Source organism: Phycicoccus jejuensis, assembly GCF_000720925.1.
GTDB classification, from domain to species: Bacteria; Actinomycetota; Actinomycetes; order Actinomycetales; family Dermatophilaceae; genus Phycicoccus; species Phycicoccus jejuensis.
Window position 1 is genome coordinate 180,159 of the sequence record NZ_JOEE01000005.1, and the last position, 20,125, is coordinate 200,283.

Here is a 20,125-nt window from a genome sequence, read left to right on the forward strand (position 1 = left end):
GGGGCCGGGCGCCTCAGGCGGTGAGGGCGGCGTCGCGCCGGCGCGCAGCCGGCGTGCCCGGCACGAGCACCCCGCGGGAGAGGAGCAGGACGCGCGTGGCGGCGGCGACGAGCACCGCGGCCCCGAGCAGGTGCAGCGCGACGAGCGGGATGGGCAGACCGGTCCAGTACTGCGCGAAGCCGATCGCGCCCTGGGCGAGCTCGACGACGAGCAACGTCGTGACCGGGCCGCGCAGGGCCGTGCCGCGCGAGCCCCACCAGAGGACCACCGTCACGGCGACGAGGGCGTAGACACCCACGGCGTGCACGTGGCTCCACACCTGCGGGTCCAGGCCGTTGCGCGGGGCGTCGGCATCGCCCGCGTGCGGGCCGCTGCCGGTGACGACGGTGCCGAGGTAGACGACGACCCAGACGAGCGCCTGCATGAGGAGGGTCGCGCGCCGCAGACCCGGCGCCGCGGGCGTCCCGAGCCGGTCCGTGACGCGCAGGAGCAGCCACACCGACCCGGCGACGAGCACGAGCGAGAGCAGGAGGTGGATCGCGACGACCCACGGGTTGAGCTGCGTCAGGACGGTGATCCCGCCGACGACGCCCTGGAACGGGATGCCGAAGGCCAGGAGGAACGCGTGGACCCGCAGCGACCGGCTCGTGCGGCTCCACCGCCAGACGGCGACGAAGGTCAGCACGGCGACGGCGATGAGGACGTAGGTGAGCAGCCGGTTGCCGAACTCGATGACCCCGTGGGCGCCGAGCTCGCGGTGCGGCACGAAGGACTCGTCGGTGCAGCGCGGCCACGTCGGGCAGCCGAGGCCGGAGCCGGTGAGGCGCACGAGGGCCCCGGTGACGATGATGACGGTGTTCGCGACGAGGCTCGCCCAGGCCCAGCGACGGACCGTCCGGGTCGAGACCTCGCCGGTGACGAGGGGGAGGGGGCTCACGCGTCAGATGCTACGACGGGCCGTCGTGGCCGGCCGAACCCGCTCGGCCGCTCAGCCGGACCAGCGGAACCAGCGCACGGCGGCCGCGCCGGCCGCCGCACCCCACACGACGAGGACGGCCCACTGCCCCCACGGCCAGCCGCCGTCCACGAGCGCGACGCGCGTCGCGTCCCCGAGGGCTCCGGAGGGCAGCGCCGCGGCGACGGTCGAGAGCGCGCCCGGGAGCCGGTCGGTCGGCACGAGCACGCCGAGCCCGAGCAGGACGACCCACGCGAGGTTGGCGATCGCGAGCACGGCCTCGGCCCGGACGGTCCCCGCGAGGAGCAGGGCGAGACCGACGAACGTCGCTGTCCCGAGGAGCAGCGAGACCAGCCCCGGCAGCAGGCCGCCCGCCGGGGGACGCCAGCCGAGAGCCAGACCCAGCGCGCCGAGCACGACCACCTGGACGGCGAGCACGGTCAGCACGGCGAGCGCCTTGCCGGCGAGCAGGCCACCGCGCCCCAGCGGGGTCGTCCCCAGCATCCGCAGCACCCCCGAGCGCCGGTCGAAGCCCGTCGAGATGGCCTGCCCCGTGAACGCGGTGGAGACGACGGCGAGGGCGAGCGCCCCGGCGGCGGCCAGGTCGACCCGGCGCCCCGCGCCGAGGTCCGGGACGGAGGCGAGGGCGAGCCCCGCGAGCGCGAGGGCGGGCAGGACGACCGACACGAGCAGCTGCTCGCCGTTGGCCAGCAGCACCCGGCTCTCGAAGCGGGCCTGCGCGAGCACCCGGCCCCGGGCCGCCGTGGGCGCGCTCACGACGCCTCCCGGCGGCGGGTCAGGGAGAAGTAGACGTCCTCGAGCGACCGGTCGCCGCGCACCCGGGCCAGCGGCCCCTCGGCGACGACCCGTCCGCCGGCCATGACGACGACGTCGTCGGCGAGCCGCTCGGCCTCCTCGAAGGAGTGGGTCGTCACGACGACGCAGACGCCGCGCCCGGCCTCGGCGCGCACGAGGTCCCAGACCTCGAGGCGCGCGTGGGGGTCGAGCCCGGCGGTCGGCTCGTCGAGGAAGAGGACCTCCGGCCGCCCGACGAGGGCGGCGGCCAGTGCCACACGCTGCCGCTGGCCGCCGGACATCCGGCGGACCGTCGTGCGGGCGAACTCGTGGATGCCCAGCCGCTCGGCGAGCTCGTCGACCGGCCGCGGCGCCCGGTGCAGGGCCGCGAGGTGGTGCAGGAGCGGGAGGGGGCGCACGGTCGTCGGGAGGCCGCCGTCCTGCAGCATCACGCCGACGGCGGCGCGGTGGGCGGCGTCGGCGTGCCACGGGTCGGTGCCGAGGACGCGGACCTCGCCGGCGTCCGGGCGCTGCAGGCCCTCGAGGCACTCGACGGTCGTCGTCTTGCCGGCGCCGTTGGGGCCGAGGAGCGCGGTGACGCGCCCGGCGTCGGCCGACCAGGAGGCGCCGTCGACGGCCGTCGTCGTCCGGAACACGCGCCGCAGCTCACGCACGAGGACAGCGGCCACCATGCCCGGCATCCTAGGGTGGGGCCCATGCCACGCATCGACCGGGAGGCCGGGCCCGCCACGTCGCCCACCGAGACGACGGGCCCGGAGGCGGGCACGGGCCACGAGGGGGAGCGATGAGCAGCGACGCGTCCGACACGAGCACCGGCCGCCGGCGGATCCTCGACCGCTGGCGGCTCGTCTCGCCGACCGGTGCCCGCGTCGTCTCGCTGCGCCAGCTGCCCAAGCGGGAGCGCGCCCGCCTCCTCGCCCCGAGCACGTTCACGACGCTCAACATGGTGAGCGGCTTCTCGTCGGTGCTGCTCGCGTTCCGGGGGCACTTCACCCTGGCGGCAGTCCTCATCGCCTTCTCGATCGTCATGGACATCGCCGACGGCTTCGTCGCACGCCTGGTCGGGGCGACCTCGCCGTTCGGCCTCCAGCTCGACTCCCTGGCCGACCTCATCTCCTTCGGGGTGGCGCCGGCCGTCCTCGTGCACACCTGGGCCCTGAGCGACTGGCCGCTGCTCGCGTGGCTCGTCGCCTTCCTCTGGCTCTCGTGCGCGGCCTTCCGCCTCGCCCGCTTCAACGTGACGATCGACCCCGCCGCCGACAAGCGGTACTTCGTCGGCCTGCCGTCCCCGGGCGCCGCGAGCGTCGTCATCGCGACGATCTTCGCCCTCGACTCGCCGTTCTTCGGCCCGGGCACCGGCCCGTGGCAGGCCTGGTTCCCGCTGCTCGTCAGCGTCGTCCCCGCCTTCCTCATGGTGATGACGATCCGCTTCCGGTCCTTCCGCAACCTGCTCCAGCCCACGACGCCGGGCGCCCGGCTGACGACGGGTCTCGTCGCGGCCGCCATCGTCATCGGGCTCGTCGTGGCACCCGGCCTCACCGGGATCGTCGTCGCCTACGGGTACGTCCTCACCGCCCCGCTCGGCGTGCTCACCGCGCCGGTGCGCGAGCGGCTGCTCGGGTCCGAGTCGGTCGCCCCGCCGCGCCGCCGGATGCAGTCGGTCTTCCTCCCGATCGAGGGCGACGACGAGCTCGACGGCCCGGACGCCGACGACCCCTGCGACGAGCCGGGCACGGCCCCCGCCTGACCCGGTCCCTCACCCGTGTCACGGGTTAGGCGACCCTTCCTTGGACGTCGTCGCAGCAATTACCTAACATGGGTGTGTGGTTAATCCCGCAGCCTCCGTCGACGAGTCGCGCACGCGCGACCGGGTGCTGCGTGTCGTGAGCCAGGAGGGCCCGGTGAGCATCACCGCCCTCGTCGAGCGGCTCGGCCTCACCGAGACCGCCGTGCGCCGCCACGTCGACAACCTCTTCGCCGAGGGCCTCGTCCTCGCCCGCGACGCCGCCGGCCCGCGCCGGCGCGGCCGCCCCGCGAAGGAGTGGCTCCTCACCGACGCCGGCCACCGCGCCCTGGCGTCCGACTACGACGACCTCGCCGGCGAGGCGCTGCGCTTCCTGCGCCGCACCGGCGGCGAGCACGCGGTCCAGGCCTTCGCCGAGGAGCGCGTCGCCCACCTCGAGGCCCGGCTCGCCGGGCGCCTCGACGACGCGGGGCAGGACGTGCGCTCGCGCGCCGACGCCCTCGTCGACGCCCTGAGCACCGAGGGCTACTCGGCCTCCGCCCGCCCGGTGGGAACACCCGGCGGCCCGGCGGCCTTGACCGGTGTGCAGCTGTGCCAGGGTCACTGCCCGGTCCAGCACGTCGCGAGCGAGTTCCCCGAGCTGTGCGAGGCCGAGACCGAGGCGTTCTCCCGTCTCCTCGGCGTCCACGTCCAGCGCCTGGCGACCCTCGCCCACGGCGACCACGTCTGCACCACGTTCGTCCCGACCCCTACCGAGAGGCCATCGCGATGACGAGCCACATCGAAGAGCTCAACCCGGGTCTGAAGGACCTCGGCACCTACGAGTACGGGTGGGCCGACAGCGACACCGCGGGCTCCACCGCGCGCCGCGGCCTGTCGGAGGAGGTCGTCGCCGACATCTCCGACCGCAAGAGCGAGCCGCAGTGGATGAAGGACCTGCGGATGAAGTCGCTGCGGCTGTTCGACAAGAAGCCCATGCCGAGCTGGGGCAGCGACCTCACCGGCATCGACTTCCAGAACATCAAGTACTTCGTGAAGTCCACCGAGAAGCAGGCGACCTCCTGGGAGGACCTGCCCGAGGACATCAAGAACACCTACGACAGGCTCGGCATCCCCGAGGCCGAGAAGCAGCGCCTCGTCGCCGGCGTCGCCGCGCAGTACGAGTCGGAGGTCGTCTACCACCAGATCCGCGAGGACCTGGAGGAGAAGGGCGTCATCTTCGTCGACACCGACACCGGCCTGCGCGAGCACGAGGACCTCTTCCGCGAGTACTTCGCCTCGGTCATCCCGGCCGGCGACAACAAGTTCGCGGCGCTCAACACCGCCGTGTGGTCGGGCGGCTCGTTCATCTACGTCCCGCCGGGCGTCCACGTCGACATCCCGCTCCAGGCCTACTTCCGCATCAACACCGAGAACATGGGCCAGTTCGAGCGGACGCTGATCATCGCCGACGAGGGCTCGTACGTGCACTACGTCGAGGGCTGCACCGCGCCGATCTACAAGTCGGACTCGCTGCACTCCGCGGTCGTCGAGATCGTCGTCAAGAAGAACGCCCGCGTCCGCTACACGACGATCCAGAACTGGTCGAACAACGTCTACAACCTCGTCACCAAGCGCGCGACCTGCGCCGAGGGCGCGACGATGGAGTGGATCGACGGCAACATCGGCTCCAAGGTGACGATGAAGTACCCGGCGGTCTTCCTCCTCGGCGAGCACGCCCGGGGCGAGACGCTGTCCATCGCCTTCGCCGGCGAGGGCCAGCACCAGGACGCCGGCTCGAAGATGGTGCACGCCGCCCCGAACACGAGCAGCTCGATCGTCTCCAAGTCCGTCGCCCGCGGCGGTGGCCGCACCTCCTACCGGGGCCTGGTCAAGGTGATGGAGGGCGCGACCGGCTCGAAGAGCTCGGTCGTCTGCGACGCGCTGCTCGTCGACACGATCAGCCGCTCCGACACCTACCCCTACGTCGACATCCGCGAGGACGACGTCCAGATGGGCCACGAGGCCACGGTCTCCAAGGTCTCCGAGGACCAGCTCTTCTACCTCATGTCCCGTGGCATGTCCGAGGAGGAGGCGATGGCGATGATCGTGCGCGGCTTCGTCGAGCCGATCGCCAAGGAGCTGCCCATGGAGTACGCCCTCGAGCTGAACCGCCTCATCGAGCTGCAGATGGAAGGAGCAGTCGGCTGATGCCGTTGCTGACCCCCCAGCGCCCCACCGAGGGCGCCCACACCCACAGCGCCGCGACGATGGTCCCGGACCAGTCGCGCGCCGAGCGCACGGCGTCCTTCGAGGTCGACGCGTTCCCGGTCCCGCACGGGCGCGAGGAGGAGTGGCGCTTCACGCCGGTCGACCGGCTCGGCACCTTCTTCCGCGACGAGGCGACCGGTGAGTGCCTGACCTGGGAGGAGAACCTCCCCGAGGGCGTCACCGTCTCGACCCTCCCCGTCGCCGACTGGCAGGCGCTCGGCGTGCCCGCGCCGCAGGACCGCGCGGCCGCCGTCGCCGCCGCGCACAGCGGTGGCGTGGCGCTCGTCGACGTCCCGGCCGAGGCCGAGCTCACCGAGCCGGTGCGGCTGCGCCTGACCGGCGGCGAGCAGGGCCTCGTCCACGGGCACGTCACCGTGCGCGTCGGCCGCTTCGCGAAGGCCACCGTCCTCCTCGAGCACGACGGCACCGCGGACTACTCCGAGGTGCTCACGGTCCTCGCCGGCGACGGCTCGGACGTCACGCTCGTCTCGGTCCAGGAGTGGGACGACGCCTCGCGCCACCTCGGCCAGCACGACGTCGTCGTCGGCCGCGACGCCCGCGTCCGGCACATCGCCGTGACGCTCGGCGGCGGGGTCGTCCGGCTGAACACGAACGCCACCTACGCCGGTCCCGGCGGGTCGTTCGAGGGTCTCGGCGTCTACTTCGCCGACGCCGGCCAGCACCTCGAGCACCGGCTCTTCGTCGACCACGAGGCGCCGCACTGCCGCAGCAACGTCGAGTACAAGGGCGCGCTCCAGGGCGAGACCGCCCGGACCGTCTGGGTCGGCGACGTCCTCATCCGCGCCGCGGCCGAGGGCACCGACACCTACGAGCTCAACCGCAACCTGCTGCTCACCGACGGCGCCCGCGCCGACTCGGTGCCCAACCTCGAGATCGAGACCGGCGAGATCGAGGGGGCCGGGCACGCCTCGGCCACCGGCCGGTTCGACGACGAGCAGCTCTTCTACCTCATGGCGCGCGGCATCCCCGAGGACGAGGCCCGCCGCCTCGTCGTCCGCGGGTTCTTCGCGAGCGTCGTCGGCCGCATCGGCGTCCCCGAGGTGCAGGAGCGCCTCATGGAGGCCATCGAGCGCGAGCTCGCCGGGGGCGCCGCGTGAGCGAGCAGCCGACCGAGGAGGGCTTCACCTACGTCTGCCGGCTCGACGAGCTGCCGGCCGTCGGGGCCGCCCTCGCCGAGATCGAGGGGCGCCGCGTCTCGATCGTCCGCACCGAGGACGGCGCCGTCCACTGCGTCGACGACACGTGCAGCCACGCCAACGTCTCGCTCTCCGAGGGCGAGCTCGACGGCTGCACCCTCGAGTGCTGGCTCCACGGCTCGCGCTTCGACCTGCGCACCGGCGAGCCGACCGGCCCGCCCGCCATCACCCCCATCGCCGTCCACACCGTCCGCACCGAGGGTGACGACGTCTTCGTCGCCCTGTCCGAGGAGCTCTGACCCCACGTATGTCCACCCTTGAGATCAAGGACCTGCACGTCACCGTCGAGACCGAGCAGGGCACCAAGGAGATCCTCCGCGGTGTCACCCTGACCATCGAGTCCGGCCAGACCCACGCCATCATGGGCCCCAACGGCTCGGGCAAGTCGACGCTCGCCTACTCGATCGCCGGCCACCCGAAGTACACCGTCACCTCGGGCACCGTCACGCTCGACGGCGAGGACGTCCTCGCGATGAGCGTCGACGAGCGCGCCCGCGCCGGCGTCTTCCTCGCGATGCAGTACCCCGTCGAGGTCCCCGGCGTCACCGTCTCGAACTTCCTGCGGACCGCCAAGACCGCCGTCTCCGGCGAGGCCCCGAAGCTGCGCACCTGGGTCAAGGACGTCAAGGACGCCATGGGCAACCTGCGCATGGACCCGGCGTTCGCCGAGCGCAACGTCAACGAGGGCTTCTCGGGTGGCGAGAAGAAGCGCCACGAGATCCTCCAGATGGAGCTGCTGCGGCCGAAGTTCGCCGTCCTCGACGAGACCGACTCCGGCCTCGACGTCGACGCGCTGCGCATCGTCTCCGAGGGCGTCAACCGCGCCAAGGAGTCGACCGGCTCCGGCGTCCTCCTCATCACGCACTACACGCGCATCCTGCGCTACATCCGGCCCGACTTCGTCCACGTCTTCGTCGACGGCCGGATCGCCGAGCAGGGCGGCCCCGAGCTCGCCGAGCGCCTCGAGGCCGAGGGGTACGACCGCTTCCTCCCGGCGACCACCGAGGCCTGACATGGCGGCCGCCCCCTTCACCGACGAGGAGCTGGCCCGCCTGCGGGCCGACTTCCCGATCCTGTCGCGCACCGTGCGCGGGGGGCACCCGCTGGTCTACCTCGACTCCGGGGCCACCTCGCACAAGCCGACCGTCGTCCTCGACGCGGAGCGGCACTTCTACGAGCACACGAACGCCGCCGTGCACCGCGGGGCGCACCAGCTCTCCGAGGAGGGCACGGACGCCTACGAGTCGGCCCGCGAGACCATCGCCCGCTTCATCGGCGCGCAGGCCTCCGAGGTCGTCTTCACCCGCAACGCCACCGAGGCCCTCAACCTCGTCGCCTACGCCTTCACGAACGGGGCGCACGGCGGCGGGGGCGGCCACGGCGACCGGTTCGCGCTGCGTCCGGGCGACGAGGTGCTCGTCACCGAGATGGAGCACCACGCCAACCTCATCCCGTGGCAGGAGGCGTGCCGCCGCACCGGCGCGACCCTGCGCTGGGTGCCCGTCACCGCGGACGGCCGGCTCGACCTCACCGACCTCGACTCCCTCCTCACCGAGCGGACGAAGGTCTTCGCCTTCACGCACGTCTCGAACGTGCTCGGCACGGTCAACGCGGTGCGTGAGCTCGCCGAGCGCGCGCACGCCGTCGGCGCCCTCGCGGTCCTCGACGCCTGCCAGTCGGTGCCGCACCTGCCGATCGACGTCACCGACCTCGGCGTCGACCTGCTCGCGTACTCGGGTCACAAGATGTTCGGCCCGCTCGGCGTCGGCGTCCTCTGGGGCCGCCCGGAGCTCCTCGACGAGATGCCGGTGTTCCTCACCGGCGGCTCGATGATCGAGACCGTGACGATGGAGTCGGCCACCTACGCGCCGGTGCCGCAGAAGTTCGAGGCCGGCGTGCCCGTCGCGGCGCAGGCCGTCGGGCTCGCCGCCGCGTGCGACTACCTCACCGCCCTCGGGATGGACCGCGTCCACGCCCACGAGCAGATGCTCACCGAGCGCCTGCTGCGCGGGCTGGCCGAGCGGCCGTGGGTCACCGTCCTCGGGCCGGCCGACCTGCGCGAGCGCGGCGGCGCCGTCGCGTTCGCCGTCGACGGCGTGCACCCGCACGACGTCGGCCAGGTGCTCGACGACCGCGGCGTCGAGGTGCGCGTCGGCCACCACTGCGCGTGGCCGCTGCACCGGACGCTCCGCGTGCCGGCCAGCACCCGGGCGAGCTTCGCCGCCTACACCACCCCCGGCGAGGTCGACGCGCTCCTCGAGGCGCTCGACCGCGTGCCGGCGATCTTCGGGACGGAGGTGCCCGCCTGATGGACCTCTACCAGGAGCTCATCCTCGACCACTCGAAGAAGCCCGTGAACCACGGTCTGCGCGAGCCGTTCGAGGGCGAGAGCCACCAGGTCAACCCCACGTGCGGCGACGAGGTCACCCTCCGGGTGCACCTCGTCGGCGAGGGGCCCGAGGCGGTCGTCGAGGACGTCTCGTACGACTCGATGGGCTGCTCGATCAGCGTGGCCTCCGCGTCGATCCTCGCCGAGGAGCTGACCGGCGGCACCGTCGCCCACGCCCGCGACACCTACGAGGCGATGCGGGCGATGCTCACGAGCAAGGGCGAGGACCCCGGCGACGAGGACGTCATCGGCGACGGCGTCGCCCTGTCCGGCGTCGCCAAGTACCCCGCCCGCGTCAAGTGCGCCCTCCTCTCGTGGGCCGCGTTCACCGATGCCCTGTACAAGGCCGAAGGAGCCCAGCAGTGACCGACACCGCAACCCCCGCCAACGTGGCGGACGTCGAGGAGGCCCTGCGCGACGTCGTCGACCCCGAGCTCGGGATCAACGTCGTCGACCTCGGCCTCGTCTACGGGATCACCGTCGACGGCCAGAACCACGCCGTCATCGACATGACCCTCACCTCGGCGGCCTGCCCCCTCACCGACGTCATCGAGGACCAGACCGCGGCCTCCCTGGAGGGCCTCGTCGCGTCCTACCGCGTCAACTGGGTCTGGATGCCCCCGTGGGGCCCGGACAAGATCACCGACGACGGTCGCGAGCAGCTGCGCGCCCTGGGCTTCAACATCTGAGCGTGACCACGCGCGTCGTCGAGGTCGCGGCCGGGCGGTACGACCGCTGGCGGGCGCGCTTCGACGAGAACAACGGCGCCGGCGGCCCCCAGCGGGTCGTCGGCGTCGACCGTCTCGACGCCGACCCGCTGGCGCTCCTCCTCGTGCGCCGCGGTGGCTACGCCGTCGGGGTCGCGGTGGGGGAGAGGCTGACCGAGCACAAGGTCGGGACCCGCTACGTGCAGTCGCGCACGGCGGCCGGTGGCTGGAGCCAGCAGCGCTTCGCGCGGCGGCGGGCGAACCAGGCCGACGAGCTCGTCGGGGCGGTCACCGAGCACGCCGTGCGGCTGCTCGCCGGGTCGGGGGCGGCGGGGCTCGTCGTCGGCGGTGACCGGTCGCTCGCCGAGGCCGTCCTCGAGGACCCGCGGCTCCGAGGTCTCGTCGGGCTCCCGCGGCGCGAGCTCTACGACCTGCCCGACCCGCGGCTGGCCGTGCTCCAGACGGCGCTCGAGCGCGCCCGCGCCGTGCGCGTCACCATCGAGGAGTAGCGCGACGGAATCTCAGGGCGTGGTGTCGCCCGGCGTGATGCGCAGGACGACGCGGTCGGTGTGCCCGCGGCGCATCACCCGCTCGATGCCCATGACGAGCCGGAACTGGAACCCGTACTCGGCCCGCAGGACGTCGTGCGCGTGGGCGACACCGGCCTCGTCCTCGACCAGCTCGGCTCGTCCGGTGGCGACCGGCGCGTCCGGCTCGACGGCGCCGCGTCGCGAGCACGGGCGCATCTCGACGCGCGGGTCGCGGCGCAGACGCTTGACCTTGCCGCTACCGGAGGGCGTCGTGACGAGCAGCGACCCGTCGGCGTCGGGCGCCACCCAGACGGGCGTCGCGACGGGCGCACCCGAGCGGCGGAAAGTGGTGAGCGAGACGAAGTCAGCCTCGCCGACGGTGGTCCAGACGTCGGTCATCCGGCCAGCCTGTCACGGCCAGCGCGTTGGCGACCTCTCGACGAACGCGGTGAAGCGGGAGCAGGATGGGCCGCGCACGCACGGCACGACGACACCGAGGGGTGGACATGGCAGGCACGACGGATGGGTTCTCGGCCGAGGAGAAGGCGGCGATGAAGGCGCGGGCCGCCGAGGCGAGGGCGGCCAAGAAGGGCGCCAAGGCCGAGGAGGAGCGGCAGGCGCTCCTGGACGCCATCGCGAAGATGGACGACGGCGACCGCGCGCTGTGCACGCGCCTGCACGAGGTGATCACCTCCGCCGCACCGGAGCTCGCGCCGCGCACGTGGTACGGAATGCCGGCCTACGCGAAGGACGGCAAGGTCCTGCTGGCGGTCAAGAACTCCGGCAAGTTCGGGCAGCGCTACTCCAGCCTGGAGTTCCAGGACGTCGCCGCCCTCGACGACGGGGCCCTGTGGCCGGTGGCCTGGGCCGTGACCACCCTGACCGCCGAGGGCGAGGAGCAGGTCGCCGCGCTCGTGCGCCGAGCGGTGGGCTGACGCCTCAGCTCTCGACCGAGGCGACCGCGAAGGTGTCGCACTGGTTGAGGTCGCCGGTGCGGTAGCCCTGGAGGAACCACTTCTGCCGGGAGGCGCTCGAGCCGTGCGTCCACGACTCGGGGGAGACCCGGCCGGTCGCGGCCTCCTGGATGCGGTCGTCCCCGACGGCGGAGGCCGCCGAGAGGGCCGACTCGATGTCGGCGTCGGTCAGTGGCTTCAGGAACGGCGTGCCGGTGTCCTCGTCGGGCACCTGCGACGCGTGCTGCGTCCACACGCCGGCGAGGCAGTCGGCCATCAGCTCGATGCGGACGCCGTTGGACTCCGGCCCGGTGCCGCCCTGCTGGGCCTTGCCGAGCAGCCCGAGCTGGTCCTGCAGCGCGTGCCCGTACTCGTGGGCGACGACGTACTCCTGCGCGAGCGCGCCGTCGTCCGCGCCGAACTGGGTGCTGAGCACCTGGAAGAAGCTCGCGTCGATGTAGACGGACTTGTCGAGCGGGCAGTAGAAGGGCCCGACCTGGTTGCTCGCCGTGCCGCACGCCGACTGCGTCGCGCCCGAGTAGAGCACCGTCGGCGTCTCCTGCCACTCGCGCTTGTAGCGGGGGAGCTCACCGGCCCAGAACGCCTGCACCGAGTTGACCGTGCCGATGACCCGGCAGGTGTCGCTGCGGTTGGCGTCGGCGCCGGTCCGGCACTCCTGGAAGGCGGTGGGATCGACCTCGCCACCGGCCTGCACCTGCCCGGGCGCGGGCTGGCCGCTGCCGCCGGTCGGGAGCTGCGAGGGGTCGATGCCGAAGACGAGCGCGAGGATGAGCACGACGATGCCGCCCAGGCCGCCGCCGACGACGAGCCCGCCCGGGCCACCCGACCCGCCGCCACCGGAGCGGACCTGCGAGGTGTCGAGGGTGACGTCGTCGTTGAAGCTCATCGCACTGCCTCCGTGGTCGGGCCGTTCCGGAGCAGAGTCCGGCGCGACCTAGACTAGGGGGAGCCCGGGCGGCCGTGCCGCCACGCGACGCAGGCCCCGGGACCCACCACACCGGAAGGCCCCACCGTGATCACCGCTGCGTCCGTCGAGCTGCGCGCAGGCTCCCGCCTGCTCCTCGACGGGGCCACCTTCCGGGTCGCCCCCGGCGACCGCATCGGCCTCGTCGGCCGCAACGGCGCCGGCAAGACGACGCTGACCAAGACCCTCGCGGGGGTCACCCAGCCGGCCGCCGGCACGATCACCCGCTCCGGCGAGGTCGGCTACCTCCCGCAGGACCCGCGGACCGGCGACCTCGGCATCACCGCCCGCGACCGCGTCCTGTCCGCGCGTGGGCTCGACACGATCGTCCGGGACCTGCGGGCCGCCGAGCAGGCGATGGCCACCGAGACCGGCGAGAAGCAGGAGCGCGCGATGCGCCGCTACAGCCGGCTCGACGCCGAGTTCACCGCCGCGGGCGGGTACGCGGCCGAGTCGGAGGCGGCCCAGATCGCCGCGGCCCTCGGCCTCGAGGAGCGTCTGCTCGAGCAGACCATCGGCACCCTCTCCGGCGGTCAGCGCCGACGCGTCGAGCTGACCCGCATCCTCTTCAGCGGCGCCGAGACGCTGCTCCTCGACGAGCCGACCAACCACCTCGACGCCGACTCCATCGCCTGGCTGCGCGACCACCTCAAGGGGTACCGGGGCGGGCTCGTCGTCATCAGCCACGACGTGCACCTGCTCGACGTCGTCGTCAACAAGGTCTTCCACCTCGACGCCAACCGCAGCGAGCTCGACCAGTACAACCTCGGCTGGAAGGCCTACCTCCAGCAGCGCGAGACCGACGAGCGCCGCCGCCGCCGGGAGCGGGCCAACGCCGAGAAGAAGGCGTCCGCCCTCATGGCACAGGCCGACAAGATGCGCGCCAAGGCGACGAAGACCGTCGCCGCGCAGAACATGGCCCGCCGCGCCGAGCGGCTGCTCTCGGGCCTCGAGGCCGACCGGGCGCAGGACAAGGTGGCCAGGCTGCGCTTCCCCAAGCCCTCACCGTGCGGTCGAACCCCCCTGCGGGCCTCGGGCCTGTCGCGCTCCTACGGCTCCGCCGAGGTCTTCACCGACGTCGACCTCGCGATCGACCGCGGCTCGCGGGTCGTCGTCCTCGGCCTCAACGGGGCGGGCAAGACGACGCTGCTGCGCCTCCTCGCCGGGGTCGACACCCCCGACACCGGCCAGGTCGAGCCCGGTCACGGCCTCAAGCTCGGGTACTACGCGCAGGAGCACGAGAACCTCGACGTCGGCCGGACCGTCCTCGAGAACATGAAGTCGGCGGCGCCCGATCTCGGCGAGACCGAGGTCCGCAAGGTGCTCGGCAGCTTCCTCTTCAGCGGCGACGACGTCGACAAGCCCGCGGGCGTCCTCTCCGGCGGCGAGAAGACCCGGCTCTCCCTCGCCCTGCTCGTCGTGTCGTCGGCGAACGTCCTGCTCCTCGACGAGCCGACGAACAACCTCGACCCCGCCTCGCGCGACGAGATCCTCGGCGCGCTGCGCACCTACGAGGGCGCCGTCGTCCTCGTGACGCACGACGAGGGCGCCGTCGACGCGCTCGAGCCGGAGCGCATCCTCCTGCTGCCCGACGGCGTCGAGGACCTCTTCAACGCCGACTACCGCGACCTCGTCACCCTCGCCTGAGGCGCGCCGACCCGTCGGCGGGCGCATACTGCCCGGGTGAGGTCGCTGCGGGTGCTGGTCACCGTCGTCGTCCTGCTGCTCGCGGGGTGCGGCGCCGGTCCGCGCCCGGGGGATGCCTCGACCGCGCCCGCGGCGTCGCCCCCGGCCCCCGCCCGACTCACCCCCACGGCTCCCGTCACCCTCGCAGCGCGCCCTGCCCCGGTGCGGTTCTCGGTGCTCGGCGACGTCGGGGCGACCGCGGACACCACGCGCGTCCTGCGCGGCATCGACGACCGTGCCGACGACTTCACGCTCGTCGTCGGCGACCTCTCGTACGGGGCGCCCGGCGCCGAGACCGACTGGTGCCGGCAGGTGTCCGCGGCCCTCGGCGCCCGCTACCCGGTCGAGATCGTCTCGGGCAACCACGAGGACCACGGGCCCAACGGTGACGTCGACGCCTTCGCGCGCTGCCTGCCCAACCGCCTCCCGGGGCTCGTCGGGCAGTACGGCCGCGAGTGGTACGTCGACGTCCCGGCCGCGAAGCCGGTCGTGCGCATCGTCATGGTCTCGCCGGCGCTCGACTTCGGGTCCGGGACGTGGTCGTACGCCGCCGGGACCTCGCACTACCGGTGGACCGAGAAGGCCCTGACCTCGGCGCGGGCCGCGGGTATCCCCTGGGTCGTCGTCGGGATGCACGAGCCGTGCCTGTCCGTGGGCGTCTACGCGTGCGAGCCGGGGCCGGACCTGACCAACCTGATGCTCCGCGAGAAGGTCGACCTCGTCGTCACCGGTCACGAGCACATGTACCAGCGCACCCGCCCGCTCGCCCTCGGTGCGCAGTGCCCGCGGGTCACGCCCGGCCGGTACGACGCGGGCTGCGTGACGAGCGGCCGGGGCACGACGACCGTCACCGTCGGCACCGGTGGCCACCCGCTCCGCGACGTGACCCCCGGCGACCCGGAACGGCCCTACTTCGCGGCGGTCAGCGCTCGCGACCTGCACCCGGCGTTCGGGTCGCTGGCGGTGTCGGTGACCGCGCACGACCTCCGGGCGCGGTTCGAGCCGGTCGGCGGCGCGACGTTCACCGACCAGGTGCACCTGACGCGCTGAGCGCCCGGCGGCGTCCCGGCCCTCGTCAGCCCGGGATGGCCGGCAGGCGGGTGAGGGCCGCGGCCACCGACTGCTGGAGCTCGGTGTCGTCCCACGTGTGGTCGACGAGGTCGCCGCGCAGGTAGGCGTCGTAGGCCGGCAGGTCGAGGTGGCCGTGACCGCACAGGGCCGTGAGGATGACCTTCTCCTCCCCGGTCTCGATGCACCGGATGGCCTCGTCGACCGCCGCCGCGACCGCGTGCGTCGGCTCGGGCGCCGGCACGATGCCCTCGGTCCGCGCGAAGAGCACGCCGGCCGCGAAGCAGTCCTTCTGCGTCTTGGCGACGGCCTCGATGAGGCCCTCCTCGTAGAGGTGGCTGACCAGCGGGCTCATGCCGTGGTAGCGCAGGCCGCCGGCGTGGATCGGGTCGGGGATGAAGTCGTGCCCGAGCGTGTGCATCTTGAGCAGCGGCGTCAGCCCGGCGACGTCGCCGAAGTCGTAGGCGTACGTGCCCTGGGTGAGCGAGGGACAGGACGCCGGCTCGACCGCGCGGATGACCGGCCCGGCCCCTCCGGCCTGCAGCTTCTCGCGGAGGAACGGGAACGTCAGCCCGCCGAAGTTCGAGCCGCCGCCGGTGCAGCCGACGATGAGGTCGACGCTCTCGCCGACCTTGGCCAGCTGGAGCAGCGCCTCCTCACCGATGACGGTCTGGTGGAGCAGGACGTGGTTGAGGACCGAGCCGAGCGCGTAGTTGGCCGTCGGGTCCTGCGCGGCGACCTCGACCGCCTCGCTGATGGCCAGGCCGAGCGACCCGGGGGAGGCGGGGTCGCTCGCGAGCATCGTGCGACCGGCCTGCGTGAGGTCCGAGGGGCTCGGGTGCACCGTGCCGCCGAAGGTCTCCATCATGATCCGGCGGTACGGCTTGGCGTCGTACGAGGCCCGGACCTGCCACACCTCGCACTCGAGGTCGAACTGCGCGCACGCGAACGCGAGCGAGGTGCCCCACTGCCCGGCGCCGGTCTCGGTCGTCAGCTTCCGGATGCCCGCCTTCGCGTTGTAGTACGCCTGCGGCACGGCGGTGTTCGGCTTGTGCGAGCCGGCGGGGGAGACGCCCTCGTACTTGTAGTAGATGCGGGCCGGCGTGCCGAGCGCCTTTTCGAGGCGGTGCGCCCGGAACAGGGGCGAGGGCCGCCACAGCCGGTAGACGTCCTGGACCTCCTGCGGGATGTCCACGTACCGCTCGGTGGTCACCTCCTGCGCGATGAGGTCCATCGGGAAGATCGCGGCGAGGTCCTCGGGCCCGACCGGCTGCCCCGTCCCGGGGTGCAGCGGCGGCGGGGGAGGCGTCGGGAGGTCGGCCAGCACGTTGTACCAGCGGGTCGGCATCTCGTCCTCGTCGAGCAGGATCTTGTGGCGCAGCGGCTCGGGCACGGGGCTCCTCGGTGGATGTCGCGAACGGTCGGCGTGGGCACATCGTGCGGTCGCGGCGCCTCGCGCACAAGAGGGTGACCACCGTCGGGGGAACACGTGTCGGCGCGCGGTGGTTGACTGGCGAGCAGCGACACCGAGGAGACCGACACCGATGAGCATGACGGGCTGGCAGGCCCTCCACAGCCTGAGCCGCGACTCCAGCGTCAAGGAGCGCCGCCTGGCGCCCGGCACGACGCGCCGGGTCCTCGGCTACGCCCGCCCGTACAAGAAGGCCATCGCGTGGTTCCTCGGGCTCGTCGTCGTCGAGTCCGCCCTCGTCGTCGCCACGCCGCTGCTGCTCAAGGCGATCATCGACGACGGCATCTACCCCAAGGACTCCGGCGTCGTCGTGCGCCTCTCGTTGTTCGTCGCGCTCATCGCCCTCGTCGGCGGGGTGCTGACCCTCGTCGAGCGATGGTTCTCCGCGCGGATCGGCGAGGGCCTCATCTACGACCTGCGCACCCAGGTCTTCTCGCACGTCCTGCGCCAGCCGGTCGCCTTCTTCACCCGTGCGCAGACCGGTGCCCTCGTTACCCGCCTCGGCAACGACGTCATCGGCGCCCAGCAGGCGTTCACCTCCGTGCTCTCGAGCGTCGTGAGCAACGCGATCACGCTCGTCCTCATCGTCGGGGCGATGGCGCTGCTGTCCTGGCAGCTGACCCTCGCCGCCCTGCTGCTCGTCCCCTTCTTCCTCCTGCCGGCACGCTTCATGGGCCGGCGGCTCGCGAGCCTCGCACACGAGCAGATGGTGCAGAACGCCGACCTCGGGACGCGGATGACGGAGCGCTTCAACGTCGCCGGCGCGCTGCTCGTCAAGCTCTTCGGCCGCCCCGCCGTCGAGGACGACGAGTACGCCGTCCGCGCCGCCCGGGTGCGCGACATCGGTGTGAAGATCGCCGTCAACCGGTCGGTGTTCTTCGTCGCGCTCACCCTCGTCGCCTCGCTCGCGACGGCGATGGTCTACGGGGTCGGCGGTGTCATGGCCGTCGGCGGCTCGTTGACCGTCGGCACGCTCATCGCCCTCACCGCGCTGCTCGCCCGCCTCTACGGGCCGCTCACCGCCATCTCCAACGTCCGCGTCGACATCATGACCGCCCTCGTGTCCTTCGAGCGGGTCTTCGAGGTGCTCGACCTCGAGCCGCTCGTCGCCGACGCCCCGGACGCGCGACCGGTCCCCGCGGGCCCGGTGCGGGTCGACGTCGAGAACGTCGGCTTCGCCTACCCGTCCGCCGACGAGGTCTCGCTCGCGTCGCTGGAGAGCACGGCGACGGGCGACCGCCGGGGCAGCGGGCCGGTCCTGCGCGACGTGTCCTTCACCGTCGAGCCCGGCACCCTCGTCGCGCTCGTCGGGCCGAGCGGTGCCGGCAAGACGACGATCACCTCGCTCGTGGCGCGGCTGTACGACCCGACCGCCGGCTCGGTGCGCATCAACGGCGTCGACCTGCGCGAGGCGTCCGGCGAGTCGCTCCACGACGCGGTCGGCGTCGTCACCCAGGACGCGCACCTCTTCCACGACACCATCCGCGCCAACCTCGAGTACGCCGCGCCGGGCGCCACCGAGGAGCAGATGGTCGCCGCGCTGCGCGCCGCCCAGGTGTGGACGCTCGTCGACTCCCTGCCGGCCGGCCTCGACACCGTCGTCGGCGACCGCGGCCACCGCCTCTCCGGCGGCGAGAAGCAGCGCCTGGCCATCGCCCGCCTGCTGCTCAAGGGGCCCGGCCTCATCGTCCTCGACGAGGCGACGGCCCACCTCGACAGCGAGTCCGAGCAGGCGCTCCAGCGGGCCCTCGACGAGGCCCTGCGCGACCGCTCGGCGCTCGTCATCGCGCACCGCCTCTCGACCGTCCGGCACGCCGACCAGATCCTCGTCGTCGACGACGGCCGCATCGTCGAGCGCGGCACCCACGCCGAGCTCGTCGCGGCGGACGGCCTCTACGCCGAGCTCTACCGCACCCAGTTCGACGACGAGCTCGGTGAGGTCCTCGACACCCCGACGGAGTCCCACCCCGCCTGAGCCCGCACCGGTGTCAGGCCGGGGCGACGTGCTCGAACGCGCCGCCGCGGAAGGCGTCGACGAAGAGGCGGTAGTCCTCGGTGGCGCGCGTCGAGTACGCCCGGGCGAACTCGACCATCGTCGCGACGAGCGCGTCGGTGTCGTCCCCGACGGCTCGCCCGACGACCTCCTCGACGCTGACCCGGACGAGGTCCTGGTCGGACTCGGCGTCGGCGACGCAGTGGATCTTCGCGGTCGCCCGTCCCAGCTGGGGGAGGAGCACCTCGAGGTCCTCCGGCTCCGAGACGTCGTCCCAGGACAGGTCCGCCTCGTACGGGGAGACCTCGCTGACGACGTACCCGACCTCGCGTCCGTCGGTCTCGAGCGAGGTCCAGCCGAGGAACCGGTCGGCGTGCGCCTGCAGCGCCCGCTGCGAGACCGCCGTCCGGTGGCCGTGGTGGTCGAAGTAGGTGGCGCCGCGCTCGTCGTCGACGACCCGGCTCGGTGCGGCGACGTTCCCCTGCTTCATCGAGAGCACCACGTCGTTGTCCAGTGCCTGGGTGAACCCCTCGACGAGCAGGCTGTAGGCGGGCAGGCCGGCGCTGCCGATGCCGAAGCCGGAGCGTCCGACGACGTCGAGGACGTCGAACGTGACGGTGCCGCGGTGCCGCTCGGGCAGGGTCTCCCGGTAGCGGGCGAACGCCGCCCGCACCCGCTCCTCCTCGTCGGCCTCGAGCCGACGCACGCCGCTCCTCTCGGCGAAGGAGCGGCGATAGTCGTCGACGACGGTCATCGACTCGAGCATCGCGAAACGGGTCGACATCTTCGCCGCCCGGAGGGCGTCGAGGACCGCACCCTCGGCGGTGTCGAGGGTGAGGGCCCACTCGGTGTCGTCGTCGACCTGCCGGTAGTGCGCGACCTGGTCGACGTAGGCGCGGACGTAGAGGCCGACGAGGTCGTCGATGACGTCGTCGGGCAGCGCCTTCTGCCAGCACATCAGCGACAGGCTGGCGCAGAAGCGCGCGAGGTCCCACGTCCAGTGCCCGAGGTAGGCCTCGTCGAAGTCGTTGACGTCGAAGACGAGTCGGCCGTCGGCGTCGAGGTAGGTCCCGAAGTTCTCGGCGTGCAGGTCGCCCTGGATCCAGACCCGGGCGCCGTCGTCGTCGACCCAGCGCTCGTCGAAGCCACCGAACAGCCCACCCTCACCGACGTCGGCGTAGAACAGGCAGGCCGTGCCGCGGTAGAAGGCGAACGGGTCGCGCGCCATCTTGCGGAACTTGGTCCGGAACCCGTGCGGGTCCGCGCGCATGAGCGGCTCGAAGGCCTCGAGGAGGGTCGTGACGATGAGGTCGGTGCGCTGCTCCGGCGTCGTGGTCATGCGGCACTCTCGCACGCCGCCC

General features: G+C 73.0%; 21 protein-coding genes. 14 read left to right on the top strand and 7 right to left on the bottom strand.

What is annotated here, in order from left to right; translation table 11 throughout:
• Positions 1–13 precede the first annotated feature (13 nt).
• The 3 genes from IG69_RS0111965 to IG69_RS0111975 are packed head-to-tail and all read right to left on the bottom strand — an operon-like array spanning position 14 to position 2,442.
• Positions 14–937, bottom strand: coding sequence for a COX15/CtaA family protein (locus IG69_RS0111965; RefSeq protein ID WP_051750489.1), 924 nt, complete (start codon positions 935–937; stop codon positions 14–16).
• Between the two features lie 51 nt (positions 938–988).
• The gene (locus IG69_RS0111970; RefSeq protein ID WP_030528406.1) at positions 989–1,732 is read right to left on the bottom strand and encodes an ABC transporter permease; all 744 of its coding nucleotides are present in this window, start codon (positions 1,730–1,732) and stop codon (positions 989–991) included.
• Positions 1,729–2,442 (bottom strand): ABC transporter ATP-binding protein, encoded by a 714-nt coding sequence (locus IG69_RS0111975; RefSeq protein ID WP_030528407.1) that lies wholly within the window; start codon positions 2,440–2,442, stop codon positions 1,729–1,731. Before IG69_RS0111975 ends, IG69_RS0111970 begins: the two co-directional genes overlap by 4 nt.
• Positions 2,443–2,555: 113 nt before the next feature.
• Between IG69_RS0111975 and pssA the strand changes: the two genes are divergently transcribed.
• The 10 genes from pssA to IG69_RS0112030 all read left to right on the top strand — a co-directional run bounded on the left by pssA (position 2,556) and on the right by IG69_RS0112030 (position 10,587).
• Entirely contained in the window at positions 2,556–3,518 is a 963-nt protein-coding gene (gene pssA / locus IG69_RS0111985; protein WP_030528408.1) for a CDP-diacylglycerol--serine O-phosphatidyltransferase, read from the top strand.
• 76 nt (positions 3,519–3,594) lie between these two features.
• Entirely contained in the window at positions 3,595–4,287 is a 693-nt protein-coding gene (locus IG69_RS0111990; RefSeq protein WP_036829888.1) for a helix-turn-helix transcriptional regulator, read from the top strand.
• Positions 4,284–5,705 (top strand): Fe-S cluster assembly protein SufB, encoded by a 1,422-nt coding sequence (gene sufB / locus IG69_RS0111995; RefSeq protein ID WP_030528410.1) that lies wholly within the window; start codon positions 4,284–4,286, stop codon positions 5,703–5,705. The genes IG69_RS0111990 and sufB overlap by 4 nt, the downstream gene beginning before the upstream one ends.
• Positions 5,705–6,883 carry a Fe-S cluster assembly protein SufD gene (gene sufD / locus IG69_RS0112000; protein WP_030528411.1) on the top strand — a complete coding sequence of 393 codons (1,179 nt, stop codon included), beginning with the start codon at positions 5,705–5,707 and terminating at the stop codon, positions 6,881–6,883. The genes sufB and sufD overlap by 1 nt, the downstream gene beginning before the upstream one ends.
• Positions 6,880–7,221 carry a non-heme iron oxygenase ferredoxin subunit gene (locus IG69_RS0112005; RefSeq protein WP_030528412.1) on the top strand — a complete coding sequence of 114 codons (342 nt, stop codon included), beginning with the start codon at positions 6,880–6,882 and terminating at the stop codon, positions 7,219–7,221. The genes sufD and IG69_RS0112005 overlap by 4 nt, the downstream gene beginning before the upstream one ends.
• An 8-nt stretch (positions 7,222–7,229) precedes the next feature.
• On the top strand, positions 7,230–7,994 hold the full coding sequence (gene sufC, locus IG69_RS0112010) for a Fe-S cluster assembly ATPase SufC (protein ID WP_030528413.1): 765 nt from the start codon (positions 7,230–7,232) through the stop codon (positions 7,992–7,994).
• Between the two features lies 1 nt (position 7,995).
• A complete protein-coding gene (locus tag IG69_RS0112015) occupies positions 7,996–9,291 on the top strand; it encodes a SufS family cysteine desulfurase (RefSeq protein ID WP_036829890.1) in 1,296 nt (431 codons plus the stop codon).
• Positions 9,291–9,737: a Fe-S cluster assembly sulfur transfer protein SufU gene (gene sufU / locus IG69_RS0112020; protein WP_030528415.1), complete on the top strand. Its 447-nt coding sequence runs from the start codon at positions 9,291–9,293 to the stop codon at positions 9,735–9,737. The genes IG69_RS0112015 and sufU overlap by 1 nt, the downstream gene beginning before the upstream one ends.
• Positions 9,734–10,060, top strand: coding sequence for a metal-sulfur cluster assembly factor (locus IG69_RS0112025; protein ID WP_030528416.1), 327 nt, complete (start codon positions 9,734–9,736; stop codon positions 10,058–10,060). Before sufU ends, IG69_RS0112025 begins: the two co-directional genes overlap by 4 nt.
• Positions 10,061–10,062: 2 nt before the next feature.
• Complete coding sequence (locus tag IG69_RS0112030) at positions 10,063–10,587, top strand: acVLRF1 family peptidyl-tRNA hydrolase (protein ID WP_084696765.1); 525 nt, start codon at positions 10,063–10,065, stop codon at positions 10,585–10,587.
• A 12-nt stretch (positions 10,588–10,599) separates the two neighbouring features.
• Here the strand turns inward: IG69_RS0112030 and IG69_RS0112035 are convergent, their stop codons facing one another.
• On the bottom strand, positions 10,600–11,007 hold the full coding sequence (locus tag IG69_RS0112035) for a PPOX class F420-dependent oxidoreductase (RefSeq protein WP_030528418.1): 408 nt from the start codon (positions 11,005–11,007) through the stop codon (positions 10,600–10,602).
• 107 nt (positions 11,008–11,114) lie between these two features.
• Between IG69_RS0112035 and IG69_RS0112040 the strand changes: the two genes are divergently transcribed.
• On the top strand, positions 11,115–11,543 hold the full coding sequence (locus IG69_RS0112040) for a DUF1801 domain-containing protein (protein ID WP_030528419.1): 429 nt from the start codon (positions 11,115–11,117) through the stop codon (positions 11,541–11,543).
• Between the two features lie 4 nt (positions 11,544–11,547).
• Here the strand turns inward: IG69_RS0112040 and ypfJ are convergent, their stop codons facing one another.
• Positions 11,548–12,468 (bottom strand): KPN_02809 family neutral zinc metallopeptidase, encoded by a 921-nt coding sequence (gene ypfJ / locus IG69_RS0112045; protein WP_030528420.1) that lies wholly within the window; start codon positions 12,466–12,468, stop codon positions 11,548–11,550.
• Between the two features lie 126 nt (positions 12,469–12,594).
• Between ypfJ and IG69_RS0112050 the strand changes: the two genes are divergently transcribed.
• Positions 12,595–14,193 (top strand): ABC-F family ATP-binding cassette domain-containing protein, encoded by a 1,599-nt coding sequence (locus IG69_RS0112050; RefSeq protein WP_030528421.1) that lies wholly within the window; start codon positions 12,595–12,597, stop codon positions 14,191–14,193.
• Between the two features lie 36 nt (positions 14,194–14,229).
• Positions 14,230–15,282 (top strand): metallophosphoesterase, encoded by a 1,053-nt coding sequence (locus IG69_RS0112055; RefSeq protein WP_084696766.1) that lies wholly within the window; start codon positions 14,230–14,232, stop codon positions 15,280–15,282.
• A gap of 25 nt (positions 15,283–15,307) precedes the next feature.
• Here IG69_RS0112055 and IG69_RS0112060 read toward each other — a convergent pair whose 3' ends face one another.
• Complete coding sequence (locus IG69_RS0112060) at positions 15,308–16,693, bottom strand: TrpB-like pyridoxal phosphate-dependent enzyme (protein WP_256437917.1); 1,386 nt, start codon at positions 16,691–16,693, stop codon at positions 15,308–15,310.
• Positions 16,694–16,844: 151 nt separating this feature from the next.
• Here IG69_RS0112060 and IG69_RS0112065 point away from each other — a divergent pair, with 151 nt between their 5' ends.
• Positions 16,845–18,746: an ABC transporter ATP-binding protein gene (locus IG69_RS0112065; RefSeq protein ID WP_030528424.1), complete on the top strand. Its 1,902-nt coding sequence runs from the start codon at positions 16,845–16,847 to the stop codon at positions 18,744–18,746.
• A gap of 13 nt (positions 18,747–18,759) precedes the next feature.
• Here the strand turns inward: IG69_RS0112065 and IG69_RS0112070 are convergent, their stop codons facing one another.
• Entirely contained in the window at positions 18,760–20,103 is a 1,344-nt protein-coding gene (locus IG69_RS0112070; RefSeq protein WP_030528425.1) for a DUF2252 domain-containing protein, read from the bottom strand.
• Between the last annotated feature and the right edge of the window lie 22 nt (positions 20,104–20,125).

Coding starts and splice junctions, on each gene's coding strand:
- IG69_RS0111975 (WP_030528407.1), bottom strand. CDS start 2,442: ATGGTGGCCGCTGTCCTCGTGCGTGAGCTGCGGCGCGTGTTCCGGACG.
- pssA (WP_030528408.1), top strand. CDS start 2,556: ATGAGCAGCGACGCGTCCGACACGAGCACCGGCCGCCGGCGGATCCTC.
- sufB (WP_030528410.1), top strand. CDS start 4,284: ATGACGAGCCACATCGAAGAGCTCAACCCGGGTCTGAAGGACCTCGGC.
- sufD (WP_030528411.1), top strand. CDS start 5,705: ATGCCGTTGCTGACCCCCCAGCGCCCCACCGAGGGCGCCCACACCCAC.
- sufC (WP_030528413.1), top strand. CDS start 7,230: ATGTCCACCCTTGAGATCAAGGACCTGCACGTCACCGTCGAGACCGAG.
- IG69_RS0112015 (WP_036829890.1), top strand. CDS start 7,996: ATGGCGGCCGCCCCCTTCACCGACGAGGAGCTGGCCCGCCTGCGGGCC.
- sufU (WP_030528415.1), top strand. CDS start 9,291: ATGGACCTCTACCAGGAGCTCATCCTCGACCACTCGAAGAAGCCCGTG.
- IG69_RS0112035 (WP_030528418.1), bottom strand. CDS start 11,007: ATGACCGACGTCTGGACCACCGTCGGCGAGGCTGACTTCGTCTCGCTC.
- IG69_RS0112040 (WP_030528419.1), top strand. CDS start 11,115: ATGGCAGGCACGACGGATGGGTTCTCGGCCGAGGAGAAGGCGGCGATG.
- ypfJ (WP_030528420.1), bottom strand. CDS start 12,468: ATGAGCTTCAACGACGACGTCACCCTCGACACCTCGCAGGTCCGCTCC.
- IG69_RS0112065 (WP_030528424.1), top strand. CDS start 16,845: ATGAGCATGACGGGCTGGCAGGCCCTCCACAGCCTGAGCCGCGACTCC.
- IG69_RS0112070 (WP_030528425.1), bottom strand. CDS start 20,103: ATGACCACGACGCCGGAGCAGCGCACCGACCTCATCGTCACGACCCTC.